Source organism: Pseudoalteromonas distincta, from assembly GCF_000814675.1.
GTDB classification, from domain to species: Bacteria; Pseudomonadota; Gammaproteobacteria; order Enterobacterales; family Alteromonadaceae; genus Pseudoalteromonas; species Pseudoalteromonas distincta.
Genome location: NZ_JWIG01000008.1, coordinates 16,100 through 30,896, shown reverse-complemented (window position 1 = coordinate 30,896; position 14,797 = coordinate 16,100). Strand labels below are relative to the sequence as shown.

Here is a 14,797-nt window from a genome sequence, read left to right as displayed (position 1 = left end):
AAAAAAAGGGTGTGACAGTTACTTTGCAGTAGTGTGACTTTTTAAAGTACTAAATTATAAACTGTGAATTGCTAGGAGAATTTATGTCGGTATTGGTGGCTATAACGGGGCGCAACAACGAAAAGCTAATAACGAAGTTACAAGAGCGATTACCAAATACATTGATAGAGCAATGGCCTGATTGCAAAAACGCAAATAATGTGGATTTTGTACTTGCGTGGAATGCTCCTGAGTCTCTGTGGCCGCAGCTGCCTAACTTAAAAGCTGTGTCGTCATTTGGTGCAGGCGTAGACAGTATCGATTTAACATTATTACCTGAACATGTCGAAGTAGTACGTATTGTTGATATGCAACTAGCTGAAGATATGGCGGAATATGTACTTACACATGTCTTAGCTCAAAAATTACGCTTAAAAGAGTATTACACTAAACAAACACAGCAAACATGGAAGCCAAAACGAGCTTTTAGTAATAAACATGTTGGTATACTTGGATTTGGCGAATTAGGTAAAGCATGTGCGCAAAAACTTGTAACTAATGGTTTTAAAGTAAGTGCCTGGGCGCAAAGTAATAAAAACACGGCTAATGTCGAGGTTTATTATGGCGATGAAGGACTTAGCGATATGCTTTCTGACGTTGACTACCTTGTATGTCTATTACCCCTTACGCAAGCAACTACAGGCATTATTAATCACTCAATGCTCGCTAAGCTACCTTCACATGCTGTTGTTATTAATGTGGCACGTGGCGCTCATGTGGTTGAGCAAGATTTATTAAATGCATTAAATAGCGATAGCTTACGCGCTGCTACCTTGGATGTTTTTGACCAAGAACCTTTAACGCAGAACCATCCTTACTGGGGAAACCCCAAAATAACACTTACACCACATTGTGCAGCGCTATCTGATTTAAATAGCGTTATAGACCAAATAGCCGATAATATTGAACGTTTGAATATGGGCTTAGCACTCAATAATTCAGTGGATAGAACTAAAGGTTATTAGCTGATAGCTAATTAGTTTAAAAAACAGCTTGTTAACATTTGTAATTTTCATTAGTGTAAAAGATATTCTCACTAATAAAAATATAAAGAGGGTGTTATGAAATCCAGTCAAAGTGGGGCTAAATTAAGCCTCGTTGTTATTTCAATTATTGTGCTAGGTGTTTCAGCTTGGTTTAATCAGGCTAACGCTGAAGATAGTCCATCTAAAACACAAACCCAAAGTGAATTAACAATAGCAGATTAACCTAGCTTATTAGGTATTTTCAGTTTTCGTCTTTCTTCTCGTTTTTCTCAACAGTACATGCACAGCACCATTATTGCAGTGGTGCTTTAGTGGCGTTTAATACTGTCCTGATCTAACGTGTTTCTAATATTTTAAAAATTAGCAATAAAAAAGCCCAGCAATGCTGGGCTATTAAATATTCTAAGGAAAAGTTGTTAACTTTGGGTTACATTAAATTGCCCGAATGTATAAACTTTAAACAAGTAAAACGTGTTGATCAACACTAAACTCATATTTGAAATAACGCTCGACGACATAAGATCTAGGCTAAATGATAAGAACAATAAACCACATGCACTAATGGCGGCAACGCGCAGCAGTGTTATCTGGTTAATAAAGAATGCACCTAAACCTAGTGCAAGTAGTGTAGTATTTAAAAGCCAATCTAGCTCGTTTAGCATGGTCGTTTCAATAGTTCAGTTGTTGAAAAAAGGAGCGCCATTATGTTGATCTTTTGCACACCTTTCAACCAAGTAATTTTAAATTTTCAGATTAGTTTTTTTAATGCTAAAAGTAACTGCCAATTGCCGAAAACAAACCATTGTCAGCAATTACTTGATACTTTTGACAGCTCTGTGGTTTTTGTAAATCACTGCATAAATAAAGGGATTCACGGCTAGAATCATAGTTGGGGTGCAAGTTGGAATCAATTAAAGTAGCTCCGTAACCTAAAAGTCCAGGCCAGTATACACTCTCACTTACCATCCCTAATTTTTTATAGGTGAGCAAGGTTGGTTTTGGAAAAGCTAAAATTATTACAATAACAATGGCCAGAGATATAAATAGCCCCTTTTTTGACTTTGTTTTTTGGCTAGTGCCATTGTTTATATTTGTTTTTTCCTCTGCGGGTATAGAGCGCTGAGTAGGGCGTTGCGGCTTTCTTTTTTGCGCTGTTTTTTTTCTTGTTGGTGCTTTACCTAGCAACGACTGTTTATTTGGGGTTTTAGACATAAAGCAAATCTGGCCTTTTTTCCGTAGGTCTCTATAATTAAATGAGCAAATTTATATACTAAGCTAATTATTATGATAACTTAAAGTTAGCTTATAGCCTACGAGGAATAAAGATGAATACGCAGCTATCAATTTTAATTGTAGATGACGTTAGCACAGTGCGTAGTTTTTTGAGCCAAACGCTCATGCACTTAGGGATAGATAACGTAAAGGAAGCATCTACTGCCTCACAATGTATTAGTGAGTGCCAGGCTGCAAATTATAATATCATTTTTTTAGACATTGAATTGCCGGACGGCGATGGCAAAGATTTGATTGCACAAATCAATGAATTAAGCCCTGAGACAAATGTAGTAATGGTATCTGCACATTCAGGTATTGAAAATGTTAAGGATGCAATTGATAAAGGCGCTAAAGGATTTGTAGTGAAGCCGTTTACACCTAAAAAAATAGCGGCAATGCTTAAGAAGTTTTATCCAGACTTGGAAAATGTATGACACTAATCTGTTTAAATATTTATGTCGACTGTTATTAAAGTATGAGATTAAATCTTAGATAAAAAAAAACCGGCAAAAGCCGGTTTTTTATATTCTATCAAAAACAAATTATAGAGCTTTAATCTTAGCTGCTATACGGCTCTTATGACGAGCTGCTTTGTTTTTGTGAATTAGACCCTTAGTTGCGTAACGGTCTAGGATAGGTGTAGCAACAGAAAAAGCTTGCTGTGCAGCTTCTTTATCGCCCGCTTCAATAGCAACAATTACTTTTTTGAAGTAAGTGCGCATCATTGAACGACGGCTTGCGTTGTGCTGACGGTTTTTTTCGCTTGTGATAGCGCGTTTTTTTGCAGACTTGATGTTAGCCAAGGTTTGCTCCTAACAATCTTAAAATAAAGCTTAAATTAAAGGCCGTGGAATATGCCTGTTTCTATCATGGATGTCAATTTAAATTTAACAATCCAAGAAAAACTGCACCATATAACGAGCATCAATTTGCCGCTTTAGCAGTTAATATAGACATTGTAACAAAGCACAGACCCCCAGCCTAGTGCTTTAAAGCGATTTATAAAAAAGACTGTGGCATAATCGCCTATCTTGAGGATTTTTGAGTAGGTTTAAGGTGTCAAAAGGTTTATTTCGCTCTGGTATGATTGTTAGTTGTATGACTATGATATCGCGTATTTTAGGGCTCGTTCGAGATGCTGTCGTTGCCAATTTATTAGGCGCAAGTGCAGCGGCTGATGTTTTTTTATTTGCTAACCGTATTCCTAATTTTTTACGCCGTTTATTTGCAGAAGGTGCCTTCGCACAAGCATTCGTACCTGTGCTAAGTGAAATTAAAGAACAGCAAGGAGACGACAAAGTCAGACTTTTTGTTGCACAAGCCGCAGGCACATTAGGAACCATTTTACTAATTGTCACTATTATAGGTGTTGTTGCTTCTCCTGTTATTGCAGCATTATTTGGTACCGGTTGGTTTATAGATTGGTGGCAAGGCGGACCTAATGCCGAAAAATTTGAACTTGCAAGTTCACTACTTAAACTTACATTCCCTTATTTATTTTTTGTAAGCTTAGTTGCACTTAGTGGTGCGGTAATGAATGTGTATAACCGTTTCGCTGTTGCTGCATTTACACCAGTTTTACTTAATGTTTCTATTATTACGTGTGCAATTTTTTTACATGATAAATTTTCGGTAGGTGCTTATTCACTTGCCATAGGTGTATTTGTTGGTGGTGTAGTGCAGCTACTATTTCAATTACCGTTCTTGTATCGCGCTAAAATGTTGGCGCGTCCGCGCTGGGCATGGCAAGACGAAAACGTAAAAAAAGTACGAAAACTTATGCTACCGGCTTTGTTTGGTGTCTCTATTAGTCAAATTAATCTGTTGCTCGATACCATGATTGCGTCATTACTGATGACGGGTTCAATTGCGTGGCTTTATTATTCTGACCGCTTAATTGAATTTCCGCTGGGATTATTTGGTATTGGTATTGCGACAGTTATTTTACCTGCGCTTTCTAAACTACATAGCAGTAAAAAAAGTAGCGACTTTCAGCATACTCTCGATTGGGGAGTTCGTTTTGTTATATTTTTAGGCCTACCAGCAATGGTAGGTTTAATGATCATCAGTCCACTTATTATTACCGTGTTGTTCGACCACGGTGCATTTAAAGAAGACAGTATTGATCATGTCAAAGCTGTAAGCTTAGGCGTAGTCGCATATTCGGTCGGTCTTGTAAGCTTTATGCTAATAAAAGTACTCGCTCCTGGCTTTTATGCTCGTCAAGATACAAAAACACCGGTGCGTATTGGTATTATTACCTTAGTACTTAATATGGTGTTTAACATTATGCTGGCTCCTTTCATTGGTTATTTAGGGTTGGCACTTGCTACTTCGTTATCGGCTAGCTGCAATGCATTTTTATTATACAGACAGCTTAAAAAAGAAAATGTATACCAGTTCTCATCAATGAGTATGCGTTTTACACTTAAATGTGTTGTTGCAAGTATTGTTATGGGAGCTGTCACATGGTTTGTGAGCAGTTACTATTATTGGGCTACATGGGCCTTTACACAGCAAGTAATATTATTAGTAGCGCTAGTGGCTTTGGCAGGTATTAGCTACTTTGCAATGCTATTTGTGATGGGCGTTAGACTAAATACGATAAAAAGTGTAGCAATTACTGAATCAAACTAAAAAAAAGATTATAATCGGCAACTCTGCGGCTTTAATCATTTTTTAGCCGTAATTAATAGCTCGCTAAACAAGGCATTAGGTGGCATGGAGTTAATTAGAGGTATACACAATATTCGCCCACACCATTTTGGTTGTGTGTTAACTATTGGTAATTTTGACGGCGTTCATTTAGGCCACGCAGAAGTATTAAAAGGTTTACTTAGCGATGCTAAAGCGCATAGTTTGCCTAGCACTGTAATGCTGTTTGAACCCCAGCCACAAGAGTTTTTTGCTAAAAACAATGCCCCTGCACGGTTAACGCGCTTACGAGATAAGTTACGTTTATTGAGTGATTTAGGTATTGAGCGAGTTATTTGCATTAGCTTTAATCAGCAATTTGCAAACATGCATGCTGAGCAATTCGTTAATGAGATTTTGATTAAAAAGTTAGGTGTTAAAGCACTTACTGTTGGTGATGATTTTAAGTTTGGAAAGCAACGCCAAGGTAACTTTCACTTACTTGCTAGCATGGGTAAGCAAGCGGGCATGGATGTAAAAAGCACCGCGAGCTTTCGTCAATTAAATGCTAGAGTAAGCAGCACTTTAATACGAGATGCTTTAGCATCCGGTGACTTAGCGAGTGCTAAAATAATGCTTGGTCACGATTATGCTATTTCTGGTCGTGTTATACATGGCTGGAAAAGAGGACGTGAACTCGGTTTTAGAACGGCAAATATTGCCCTAAAACGCCAAGTGTGTCCTGTCAACGGAGTGTTTGCAGTGCAAGCAACGATTGCAGGAAAACAGATTTTTGGAGTTGCAAATGTAGGTAATAAGCCGACATTTAATGGAACTCGTGCATTATTAGAAGTTCACCTTTTTGATTTTGCACAGGATATTTACGGACAATTTATGCATGTGGAGTTAATAGAAAAACTTCGCGATGAGAAAAAATTCGAGACATTAACACAATTAACGGCGCAAATAGCAACTGATGTTGCTGCCGCTAAGCAGTGTTTTGGTTTAAATCAGGTAGCCGATAGAGACGGAATGTAGGATAAATGAGCGACTATAAACATACTTTGAACTTACCGGAAACACCGTTTCCAATGCGTGGCAATTTGGCACAACGTGAACCAAAAATGCTTAAAGCATGGTATGAGGACGACCTTTATGGTCAAATTCGCAGCGCTAAGAAAGGTAAAAAAACCTTTATTTTGCATGACGGCCCTCCGTATGCAAATGGCGATATCCATTTAGGCCACTCAGTTAATAAAATATTAAAAGATATTATTGTTAAGTCTAAAACATTATCTGACTTTGATTCACCATTAGTTCCAGGTTGGGATTGTCATGGTTTACCAATCGAGTTAATGGTTGAGAAAAAAGTAGGCAAGCCGGGTGTAAAAGTTACTGCGAGTGAGTTTCGTGAAAAATGCCGTGCATACGCTAAAAAACAAGTTGAAGGTCAAAAAGTTGATTTTAAACGTTTAGGCGTATTTGCAGATTGGGATAAGCCATATTTAACAATGAACTTTGACTTTGAAGCGAATGCAATTCGTGTGCTTGGTCGTATTATTGAAAAAGGTCATTTGCATAAAGGCGCAAAGCCTGTGCATTGGTGTACAGACTGTGGCTCTGCATTAGCAGAAGCAGAAGTTGAATACCAAGATAAGCAGTCTCCAGCAATAGATGTGCGTTTTACATTTGTTGATCAAGGTGCTGTTGTTAGTGCCTTTGATCTGGCTGATGGTCATAAAGGAGAAGGCAGTGTTGGTACTGTTATTTGGACAACAACACCGTGGACGCTTCCTGCAAACCGCGCTGTGGCTGTGCATGCCGATTTAGAGTATGCGTTAGTACAGGTTGAAGATGAAGGCGTACAACAACGTCTAATTTTAGGTTCTGAGCTTGTTAAAGATGCTATGGACCGTTTTGGTTTTAATCACTTTCACGTACTAGGGTATGTAAAAGGTGCAGCGCTTGAAAACTTGCAAGTAGCCCATCCTTTTTATGATTTTAATGTACCAGTGATTGTTGCAGAACACGTAACTACTGATTCAGGTACTGGTGTTGTACATACCGCCCCAGGCCATGGTCAAGAAGATTTCGTGGCTGGTTTAAATTACAACCTTGAAGTGGCTAACCCTGTTGGTGCAAATGGTGTTTATTTACCAGATACCGAACTTTTTGCAGGTCAGCACGTATTTAAGGCAAATGCGAGCGTAATTGAAGTATTAAAAGAGCGTGGTGCGCTTATGCATCACCATGCGCTTACGCATAGTTACCCGCATTGTTGGCGCCATAAAACACCAATCATTTTCCGTGCTACACCACAATGGTTTGTAAGTATGGATCAGGCTAACTTACGTCAAGATTCTCTTGCTGAGATTAAAAACACGCAGTGGTTACCAGAGTGGGGCGAAAGCCGTATTTCTAACATGGTTGAAAGCCGCCCAGATTGGTGTATTTCTCGCCAGCGTACTTGGGGCGTTCCTATTGCATTGTTCGTTGATAAAGACACCGGTGCACTTCACCCAAATACACAAGAGCTAATTGCTCAAGCAGCAGAGCTTGTTGAAAAGTCTGGTATACAAGCATGGTACGATTTAGAACCAGCTACTTTACTTGGTGAAGAAGACGCCAAGCAATACATGAAAGTGCAAGATACGCTAGATGTATGGTTTGACTCAGGTGTGTCACACGCTTGTGTAGTAGATGCACGTGAAGACTTGGTTGGTCCAGCTGACTTATACCTTGAAGGTTCTGATCAGCACCGTGGTTGGTTTATGTCGTCAATGATGACATCAGTTGCGATTAATGGACATGCACCATATAAGCAAGTGCTTACGCATGGTTTTACCGTTGATGAAAACGGCCGTAAAATGTCTAAGTCGTTAGGCAATGTTATTTCACCACAAAATGTGATGAATAAACTAGGTGCTGACATTCTACGTTTGTGGGTGGCTTCTACCGATTACACGGCAGAAATGACTGTGTCGGATGAAATATTTAAACGCTCAGCCGATCGTTACCGCCGTATTCGTAACACTAGCCGTTACTTGCTTGCTAACCTAAATGGTTTTAATCCAGAAACAGATCAAGTAGCTGTTGATGATATGGTTGAGCTTGATAAGTGGATTGTTGGCCGCGCAGCTCAGTTGCAAGACGAGATTTTAGCCGCATACGACAGCTACCAAATGCTATTAGTAACTCAAAAGCTAATGAACTTCTGTACGGGTGAGCTTGGCTCGTTCTATTTAGATGTTATTAAAGATCGTCAATATACAGCTAAGAGTGATAGCCATGCACGTCGTTCTTGTCAAACAGCGCTTTATCATATCGCAGAAGCAATGACGCGTTGGATGGCACCTATTATGAGCTTTACCGCACAAGAAATATGGGAAGCGTTACCGGGTGAGCGTAGTGACTACGTATTTACATCAGTTTGGTACGATGGCTTACAAGCGCCAACAAATAGCCAATTTAGTAACGATGATTGGTTAGAGATTTTAACTGTACGTGACGAAGTAAACCGCTTATTAGAAGCTGCACGTAAAGAAGAAGTAATTGGTGCAACACTTCAAGCAACGGTGAATTTATTTACGGGTAAAGAGCTTGCCGCTAAATTAAACGCGCTTGGTGATGAACTGCGTTTTGTATTGTTAACATCAGCCGTGAATGTTACTGAAGTTGATAGCCAGCCTGCAGATACACAAGCTACCGAAATTGAAGGTTTGTTCATTAGCGTTGCTGCAACAGATGCTGCTAAATGTGAGCGTTGTTGGCATTACAGCGAAGATGTAGGTGTTGAGCCTGCTCATCCTGAAATTTGTGGTCGTTGTGTAAGTAATGTTGACGGCGAAGGTGAAAAGCGTCAATTCGCTTAGGAGTTATTCTTAGTGAGCAAACTAGCCCAAAAAAGTGGTTTAGTGTGGCTTTGGTTGAGTCTATTACTTTTAGTAATAGACTTTGCCAGTAAAACACTTGTTGTAGGGACTATGGCTTATCAAGAGTCTATAAACTTACTCCCTGTTTTTAGTATTACTTATGTACATAACTATGGTGCTGCTTATAGCTTTTTAAGTGAAGCGGGTGGTTGGCAGCGTTGGTTTTTAAGTGCAATTGCCGTTGCTATTAGTGCTTTGCTTGTGTGGTGGCTAAAACGCTTACCTGCTACAAATAAAGTACTATGCGGTGCTTATGCATTGGTACTTGCTGGCGCTATTGGTAATTTATACGATCGTATTGCGTATGGTTATGTAATCGACTTTATTCACGTTTTTTATAAAGACTCACATTTTCCTGTATTCAATATTGCCGATTGCGCTATTTGTATTGGTGCAGCATTATTGTTATTTGACGCCTTCACCGGCGAGAGTCCAAAGGAGCATAAAGCATGAGCCAAGCTGTAATTGGTGAAAACTCGCAAGTTATTTTCCATTTTTCTATTAAATTAGAAGATGGCTCTGCCGCTGATTCTACCAAGGTGCACAACAAACCTGCTAAATTAACAATGGGCGATGGCAGCTTAACGGCAAACTTCGAAAAGTGTTTATTAGGTTTAACTGCAGGCGAAAGTAAAACGTTTGAATTAGAACCTGAAGATGCGTTTGGTCAGCCAAATCCAGATAATATTTACTACGTTGACCGTAGTAAATTTGGCCCAGAAACACCAGCCAAAGTAGGTGCAATTATTGCGTTTACTCAACCTGACGGTACTGAGCTTCCTGGATTAGTTCGCGAAGTGCAAGGTGAGTCGGTAACGATTGATTTTAATCACCCTTTATCTGGCCAACGTTTAACGTTTGAAGTTGATATTATTGAGGTGGAAGGTTAATGGAAATATTACTAGCTAATCCACGCGGCTTTTGCGCTGGTGTTGACCGTGCTATTAGTATTGTTGAGCGCGCTCTAGATATTTTTGAAAAGCCAATTTATGTGCGCCACGAAGTAGTACATAACCGTTATGTGGTTGATGGATTAAAAAGTCGTGGTGCGGTATTTGTTGAAGAGCTTGATCAAGTACCTGACGACAGCATTGTTATTTTTAGTGCACATGGTGTTTCGCAAGCGGTTCGCTCAGAGGCTAAACGTCGTGATTTAAAAGTATTTGATGCAACATGTCCGCTTGTAACTAAAGTACATATGGAAGTTACACGTGCGAGTCGTAAAGGTATTGAGTGTATTTTAATTGGACACCATGGCCACCCTGAAGTAGAGGGAACAATGGGACAATATGATAACTCAGCCGGTGGCATTTATCTTGTTGAAACCGTTGATGATGTTGTTGCGCTTAATGTAAAAAATGCTGAAAATCTTTTTTATTGCAGCCAAACAACACTCTCAGTTGATGACACAGCAGATGTTATTGATGCACTGCGCAATAAATTCCCATCAATTGACGGACCTCGTAAAGATGACATTTGTTATGCAACGCAAAATCGTCAAGACGCTGTTCGTGACTTAGCTGATAAAGTTGATGTGCTATTAGTTGTTGGCGCTAAAAATAGCTCTAACTCTAATCGCTTACGTGAACTTGCAGATAAAATGGGCACAGTTGCTTATTTAATTGATGACGCAACTGATGTACAAGAGCAGTGGGTTTCAGGCTCTAAATCAGTTGGCGTAACTGCGGGTGCATCTGCGCCAGAAGTACTTGTACAACAAGTAATAAGCCGATTAAAAGATCTTGGTGGTACGCAGGTTGTTGAGAACCCAGGTGAAGTAGAAAATATAGTATTTGCTGTTCCTGTAGAGCTACGTTAATTTAAATATATTAAACATTTAGATTAAAGGAGAGTCGTTATGAGCAAGTCACTTCAAAATGATGGTTTGCTTTTTTCGGCTCTTTTTAATGAGCGAGGCGTATTAGCCACGCTTATTGTTTCTCAAGTTATTGCTATTGTTTTAGCTTTTGCACCTAATGTAGAAGGAGATATTTGGCTACGACTTGGGATCATTAGTTTGTTTATGCATTTAATTGTTTTAGTCGGTACCTCTTCTTTATACTTCTGTAGATTTTTCTTACAAAAACGTACTCAAACTTTTCAATTAAGTCTATTTTTTGCCTTTTTTTTATTATCTACCTGTATTTTTAGTATTTTATTTTCTCATTTTGCTTTTGATATAGATGATACAAATAACCTAATTTATTTCACACTTCGCAATTGTATTATAGTGGCTTTACTGGCTGCTTTATTCGTCCAGTTTTTATTAATTCATTTTGAAAAAGAGCAGCAAACTAAAGCACTTTCTCGTGCAGAGCTTGATGCCCTACAAGCTAGAATACGTCCTCATTTTTTATATAATAGTTTAAACACTGCTGCAGAGCTTACTCATCATGATGCCGATGCGGCAGAGCAGGCTATTTTAGCATTAGCCGCCTTATCGCAGGCTGCAATGCACTCGGGGAAGAATGTATCTCTTGAAGATGAAATAACGTTGAGTAAGCAATATATCGCACTTGAAACGTGGCGTTTTGGTAATCGCTTAAGAGTTGATTGGCAAATACCTAATGAACTACCCGCATTGAGCATTCCTTGCTTAACCCTGCAGCCATTAATTGAAAATGCGGTATGCCACGGCGTTGAAACAAGTGAGCATGGTGCAGAAATAAAAGTAGAGCTACATATCACTACCGGCTATATAACCATGATTGTTTCTAACCCTATAACAATTTCTAATGCTCAAACTAGGCCTAATAACGGAATGGCGCTTGAAAATATTCGCCAACGATTAAATATTTATTATAAAAATAAAGCGCAGCTAACAATTACTAATAAAAATGATGTGTTTAGGGTCAAGGTCGTTATCCCTAAGCTAATTGAGGGCAGTGTATGAATGTACTCATTGTTGATGATGAGCCTCTTGCGAGATCTCGCTTAATCCGTTTGTTAACACACGATAAAAGCATAGTTGTACAAGGTGAGGCAAGTAATGGTAAGGAAGCTCTAGTACTTGCTAAAAAGCAAACGCCTGATTTGATTTTTTTAGATGTTGATATGCCTGGTATGAATGGTTTACAAGTTGCTAATGAGCTCAATAGTTTAACTCTACCTCCTGCTATTGTTTTTATAACTGCTCACCCTGAGCATGCCTTCGATGCTTTACAATTAAGCGCTGCAGGTTATTTAGTTAAACCTATTTCAGAGCAATCATTGCAAAAGGTGCTTAAGCAAGTCGGGCGCTTAAATAAAGTACATATTCAAAAACAACAAAATGTAAAAATCTCTTATCAGCTAGCTGGTACTCTACGCAGTGTTGATATAAATGATGTTTTGTATTTTAGTGCCGAAGAAAAGTATACCAAAATGATATTCTGTGGTGGAGAAGCTTTACTTGAACAAAGTCTAAAACAATTAGAGTTACAATTTCCTACACATATTTTGCGAATTCATCGCAATACACTGGTTAATAAACAAAAAGTAATTGCTTTGCATTCAAAAGCGAATGGCAATCATATGATTGAGCTACAAGGGTGCAGTGAGTTATTGCCAGTGAGCCGCCGTGAGCTTAAATTAGTAAAAAATTCGCTTTAGGCTTACCTTGCAATTAACCTCCCCCTGATTTAAATACATTTGAGTCTTAATTATCAACGGTGTTATTGAATAAACAGGTTTAATTAACCGTTTATCAACAAATATAACCGCTTGTCTTAGTCCTCATTGATTCCTCAAATAAATAGCATAAACTTATAATCAGATAATTTTTATTTGGTTCTATTATGCAGTCATCTCAAACAAAAGTGCAAAGAGGCTTCACTCTGATTGAAGTGTTAATTGCATTTATTATTCTTAGTTTTGGTCTTTTAGGCGCAGTTGCTTTGCAAGCAAAAGCAAAGCAGGCGAGCTTTGACTCTATGCAGCGTGCAGCCGCCGTTGCGCTTGGTACTGATATTGTGCAGCGCATACGAGCTAACGATACCATTACCTCTATTAAACTTTATGGTTCTTATAACGGCGATAAAGCAATAAAAAGTGATAGCAAGGAGACCGAATCATCAGCTTGCTTTGCTAGTGATAGTGAGTGCGACACTGAGCAGATAGTATCTCTGGACGTGGCACAATGGAAGCGTGCTATCAGCGCACGTAGTACTGAGGATAAATATAGTACCGGCTCCTTAGATGATGCCACCGTGTGTATTAGCCAAACCTCAGCCGCTAATACGGGCGGTAAAGGGTTTAATATTGAAGTCGTTATATCGTGGCAAGGGCGACAAGAGTTTAAAGCAAATACAGATACTGGAAAAGTAGCTTGTGGCGATAAGGCTAATAACAAACGTCGCTTAGTGGTTTTAACCAGCTACATATATGTGAGGAGCTAACATGAAGCAAAAAGGGTTTACTCTTGTAGAAGTTATGATTTCACTATTTATTGGTGGTTTGATTTTAGGTGGCGTTATGTTTACTTTTATTAGTATGAAATTAACCACAAAAGACACAATGGCAATAGGTGAACTCCAAGAGTCAGGACGCTTAGCTATAAATATTATGCAACGTGATATTGAGCAAGTAGGTTTTTGGGGAACTTATTACGATGACTCGTTCACAGCTGTAAATACAACAGTTAGCTCTTTAGCACCCACTAAAGATTGCGTTGGTGCTGATGGAACTAATAACGGAAGTTTTCCAGATTTAACCAGTAGTAGTAATTTTCGTACTATATATGCAGAAACAGCTGAAAGTACAAGTGAATTAAACTGTATAGGTGATGCAACTCAAGGGAGTGATATTCTTCAACTCAAGTTTCTACAAGGTAACTTACAATATGTGCCTACCTATAATGATGATGGCACAATTACTTATGAAAACAAAACAACGGGTAAAGATAATAGCGCAGTCTATTTCTTTATTGCTGAGCAAGAGCAAGCGAAATTTGTAACTGGTGAATATACTCCGACAAACGATAATGTAACTATATGGCCATATACTCATCACGTTTATTATATTTCAGAGCAAGAGTATGAAGTTAATAATAAAAAAATAAAAGTACCTGTATTAAAACGAAAACGATTAGTAAAAGGAAAAATGACCAATGAAACGATAATGGAAGGTGTTGAAAACATGCGTTTTATTTTTGGTCTTGATACTAACAGTGATAGCAAGGTTGACACTTATAAAAGCATTGAAAAAATAGCCTCTTCTGAATGGGAAAACCGTAAAGGTATTTTAACTGTACAAGTGTTTTTACTAGTTAGAGCATTGCAACCAGATCCGGGCTTAAAAATAAAAAATCAAAAATATACCTTAGGTGAAGGTGCAGGTAAACGAGATCTAACTTTTAATGATAATTATAGACGCACTGTTTTTACAACAACTATTCGTTTAAGTAATGTTGGAGGTAATCTATGGAAAATTTAAAGTTGTTACCAAGTAAGCAACAAGGTGTGGTGCTTTTAACAGCATTAATTATGGTGATAGCTGTTACCGGCATTGCAGTTACTCTTATGAGTAGTAGTACAATTGATATTAAAATTACTAATGCAGCACAAGAGCGAGAAGTTGCAGAAAATCAATTGATTGGCGAAGTGCAAAGAGTGATTGCGTCAGAAGCTAAAGAAGGTGCTGATAGTGACTTTTTTCTTACTCCAGATGAGATCGCTACAGATTCGGGTAAGCTTGATAGTGATGGTAATAAAATAATGATACCAGAGAAAGACATTACAGAGCCTGGACACGAAATGAAGAGCATAATGACGAATTTAAATCGCGGTTCGCTAGAGCTTAATTGCCCTCGTAGTTATAGTTTTACAGCGGGTGTTTCATGCAACATGGTTCAAGTATCTACTACTATAGAATATGGCTCTAAAAGCAAGCACCAGTTAACTATAGTAACTGGTATAGCTCAAGAGATGGCCAGTACGGGTAAGGGGATTTAAG

The 14,797-nt window shown here is 38.5% G+C and carries 17 protein-coding genes; 14 read left to right on the top strand and 3 right to left on the bottom strand.

Features of this window, described 5'->3' with window-relative positions; all coding sequences use genetic code 11:
* The first annotated feature begins 83 nt into the window (after positions 1–83).
* Positions 84–1,004 (top strand): 2-hydroxyacid dehydrogenase, encoded by a 921-nt coding sequence (locus tag QT16_RS05985; RefSeq protein WP_039487090.1) that lies wholly within the window; start codon positions 84–86, stop codon positions 1,002–1,004.
* A 96-nt stretch (positions 1,005–1,100) separates the two neighbouring features.
* The gene (locus tag QT16_RS20875) at positions 1,101–1,247 is read left to right on the top strand and encodes a hypothetical protein (RefSeq protein WP_002958221.1); all 147 of its coding nucleotides are present in this window, start codon (positions 1,101–1,103) and stop codon (positions 1,245–1,247) included.
* 194 nt (positions 1,248–1,441) lie between these two features.
* Here QT16_RS20875 and QT16_RS05975 read toward each other — a convergent pair whose 3' ends face one another.
* Both QT16_RS05975 and QT16_RS05970 read right to left on the bottom strand, forming a co-directional pair.
* Positions 1,442–1,687, bottom strand: coding sequence for a hypothetical protein (locus QT16_RS05975; protein ID WP_002958222.1), 246 nt, complete (start codon positions 1,685–1,687; stop codon positions 1,442–1,444).
* A gap of 106 nt (positions 1,688–1,793) precedes the next feature.
* Positions 1,794–2,237: a hypothetical protein gene (locus QT16_RS05970; RefSeq protein ID WP_024603734.1), complete on the bottom strand. Its 444-nt coding sequence runs from the start codon at positions 2,235–2,237 to the stop codon at positions 1,794–1,796.
* Between the two features lie 113 nt (positions 2,238–2,350).
* Between QT16_RS05970 and QT16_RS05965 the strand changes: the two genes are divergently transcribed.
* Positions 2,351–2,734: a response regulator gene (locus QT16_RS05965; protein WP_002958224.1), complete on the top strand. Its 384-nt coding sequence runs from the start codon at positions 2,351–2,353 to the stop codon at positions 2,732–2,734.
* Positions 2,735–2,842: 108 nt separating this feature from the next.
* Here QT16_RS05965 and rpsT read toward each other — a convergent pair whose 3' ends face one another.
* Positions 2,843–3,103, bottom strand: coding sequence for a 30S ribosomal protein S20 (gene rpsT, locus QT16_RS05960; RefSeq protein WP_002958225.1), 261 nt, complete (start codon positions 3,101–3,103; stop codon positions 2,843–2,845).
* 295 nt (positions 3,104–3,398) lie between these two features.
* On the opposite strand from rpsT, the gene murJ reads away from it, so the two are divergent.
* The 11 genes from murJ (at position 3,399) to QT16_RS05905 (ending at position 14,796) form a co-directional block, all read left to right on the top strand.
* Positions 3,399–4,937 carry a murein biosynthesis integral membrane protein MurJ gene (murJ, locus tag QT16_RS05955; protein WP_039487232.1) on the top strand — a complete coding sequence of 513 codons (1,539 nt, stop codon included), beginning with the start codon at positions 3,399–3,401 and terminating at the stop codon, positions 4,935–4,937.
* A gap of 84 nt (positions 4,938–5,021) precedes the next feature.
* Positions 5,022–5,972 carry a bifunctional riboflavin kinase/FAD synthetase gene (ribF, locus tag QT16_RS05950; protein WP_024596625.1) on the top strand — a complete coding sequence of 317 codons (951 nt, stop codon included), beginning with the start codon at positions 5,022–5,024 and terminating at the stop codon, positions 5,970–5,972.
* A 5-nt stretch (positions 5,973–5,977) separates the two neighbouring features.
* On the top strand, positions 5,978–8,806 hold the full coding sequence (ileS, locus tag QT16_RS05945) for an isoleucine--tRNA ligase (protein WP_039487084.1): 2,829 nt from the start codon (positions 5,978–5,980) through the stop codon (positions 8,804–8,806).
* Between the two features lie 12 nt (positions 8,807–8,818).
* Positions 8,819–9,319, top strand: coding sequence for a signal peptidase II (lspA, locus tag QT16_RS05940; RefSeq protein ID WP_002958230.1), 501 nt, complete (start codon positions 8,819–8,821; stop codon positions 9,317–9,319).
* Positions 9,316–9,756, top strand: coding sequence for an FKBP-type peptidyl-prolyl cis-trans isomerase (gene fkpB / locus QT16_RS05935; protein WP_002958231.1), 441 nt, complete (start codon positions 9,316–9,318; stop codon positions 9,754–9,756). The genes lspA and fkpB overlap by 4 nt, the downstream gene beginning before the upstream one ends.
* Entirely contained in the window at positions 9,756–10,685 is a 930-nt protein-coding gene (gene ispH, locus QT16_RS05930; protein WP_039487082.1) for a 4-hydroxy-3-methylbut-2-enyl diphosphate reductase, read from the top strand. The genes fkpB and ispH overlap by 1 nt, the downstream gene beginning before the upstream one ends.
* A gap of 39 nt (positions 10,686–10,724) precedes the next feature.
* The gene (locus tag QT16_RS05925; protein ID WP_010555108.1) at positions 10,725–11,759 is read left to right on the top strand and encodes a sensor histidine kinase; all 1,035 of its coding nucleotides are present in this window, start codon (positions 10,725–10,727) and stop codon (positions 11,757–11,759) included.
* Positions 11,756–12,457 carry a LytR/AlgR family response regulator transcription factor gene (locus QT16_RS05920; RefSeq protein ID WP_039487078.1) on the top strand — a complete coding sequence of 234 codons (702 nt, stop codon included), beginning with the start codon at positions 11,756–11,758 and terminating at the stop codon, positions 12,455–12,457. Before QT16_RS05925 ends, QT16_RS05920 begins: the two co-directional genes overlap by 4 nt.
* A gap of 185 nt (positions 12,458–12,642) precedes the next feature.
* A complete protein-coding gene (gene pilV, locus QT16_RS05915) occupies positions 12,643–13,242 on the top strand; it encodes a type IV pilus modification protein PilV (protein ID WP_039487075.1) in 600 nt (199 codons plus the stop codon).
* A 1-nt stretch (position 13,243) separates the two neighbouring features.
* Positions 13,244–14,278 (top strand): PilW family protein, encoded by a 1,035-nt coding sequence (locus QT16_RS05910; protein ID WP_010555105.1) that lies wholly within the window; start codon positions 13,244–13,246, stop codon positions 14,276–14,278.
* Entirely contained in the window at positions 14,266–14,796 is a 531-nt protein-coding gene (locus QT16_RS05905) for a pilus assembly PilX family protein (RefSeq protein WP_039487071.1), read from the top strand. The genes QT16_RS05910 and QT16_RS05905 overlap by 13 nt, the downstream gene beginning before the upstream one ends.
* The last annotated feature ends 1 nt before the right edge of the window (position 14,797 follow it).

Excerpts from the sequence above, each read along its gene's own strand:
- fkpB (WP_002958231.1), top strand. The coding sequence starts at position 9,316 with ATGAGCCAAGCTGTAATTGGTGAAAACTCGCAAGTTATTTTCCATTTT.
- QT16_RS05905 (WP_039487071.1), top strand. The coding sequence starts at position 14,266 with ATGGAAAATTTAAAGTTGTTACCAAGTAAGCAACAAGGTGTGGTGCTT.
- QT16_RS05910 (WP_010555105.1), top strand. The coding sequence starts at position 13,244 with ATGAAGCAAAAAGGGTTTACTCTTGTAGAAGTTATGATTTCACTATTT.
- QT16_RS05920 (WP_039487078.1), top strand. The coding sequence starts at position 11,756 with ATGAATGTACTCATTGTTGATGATGAGCCTCTTGCGAGATCTCGCTTA.
- QT16_RS05925 (WP_010555108.1), top strand. The coding sequence starts at position 10,725 with ATGAGCAAGTCACTTCAAAATGATGGTTTGCTTTTTTCGGCTCTTTTT.
- QT16_RS05985 (WP_039487090.1), top strand. The coding sequence starts at position 84 with ATGTCGGTATTGGTGGCTATAACGGGGCGCAACAACGAAAAGCTAATA.
- ispH (WP_039487082.1), top strand. The coding sequence starts at position 9,756 with ATGGAAATATTACTAGCTAATCCACGCGGCTTTTGCGCTGGTGTTGAC.
- QT16_RS20875 (WP_002958221.1), top strand. The coding sequence starts at position 1,101 with ATGAAATCCAGTCAAAGTGGGGCTAAATTAAGCCTCGTTGTTATTTCA.
- ribF (WP_024596625.1), top strand. The coding sequence starts at position 5,022 with ATGGAGTTAATTAGAGGTATACACAATATTCGCCCACACCATTTTGGT.
- murJ (WP_039487232.1), top strand. The coding sequence starts at position 3,399 with ATGACTATGATATCGCGTATTTTAGGGCTCGTTCGAGATGCTGTCGTT.
- QT16_RS05975 (WP_002958222.1), bottom strand. The coding sequence starts at position 1,687 with ATGCTAAACGAGCTAGATTGGCTTTTAAATACTACACTACTTGCACTA.
- ileS (WP_039487084.1), top strand. The coding sequence starts at position 5,978 with ATGAGCGACTATAAACATACTTTGAACTTACCGGAAACACCGTTTCCA.
- QT16_RS05965 (WP_002958224.1), top strand. The coding sequence starts at position 2,351 with ATGAATACGCAGCTATCAATTTTAATTGTAGATGACGTTAGCACAGTG.
- pilV (WP_039487075.1), top strand. The coding sequence starts at position 12,643 with ATGCAGTCATCTCAAACAAAAGTGCAAAGAGGCTTCACTCTGATTGAA.
- QT16_RS05970 (WP_024603734.1), bottom strand. The coding sequence starts at position 2,237 with ATGTCTAAAACCCCAAATAAACAGTCGTTGCTAGGTAAAGCACCAACA.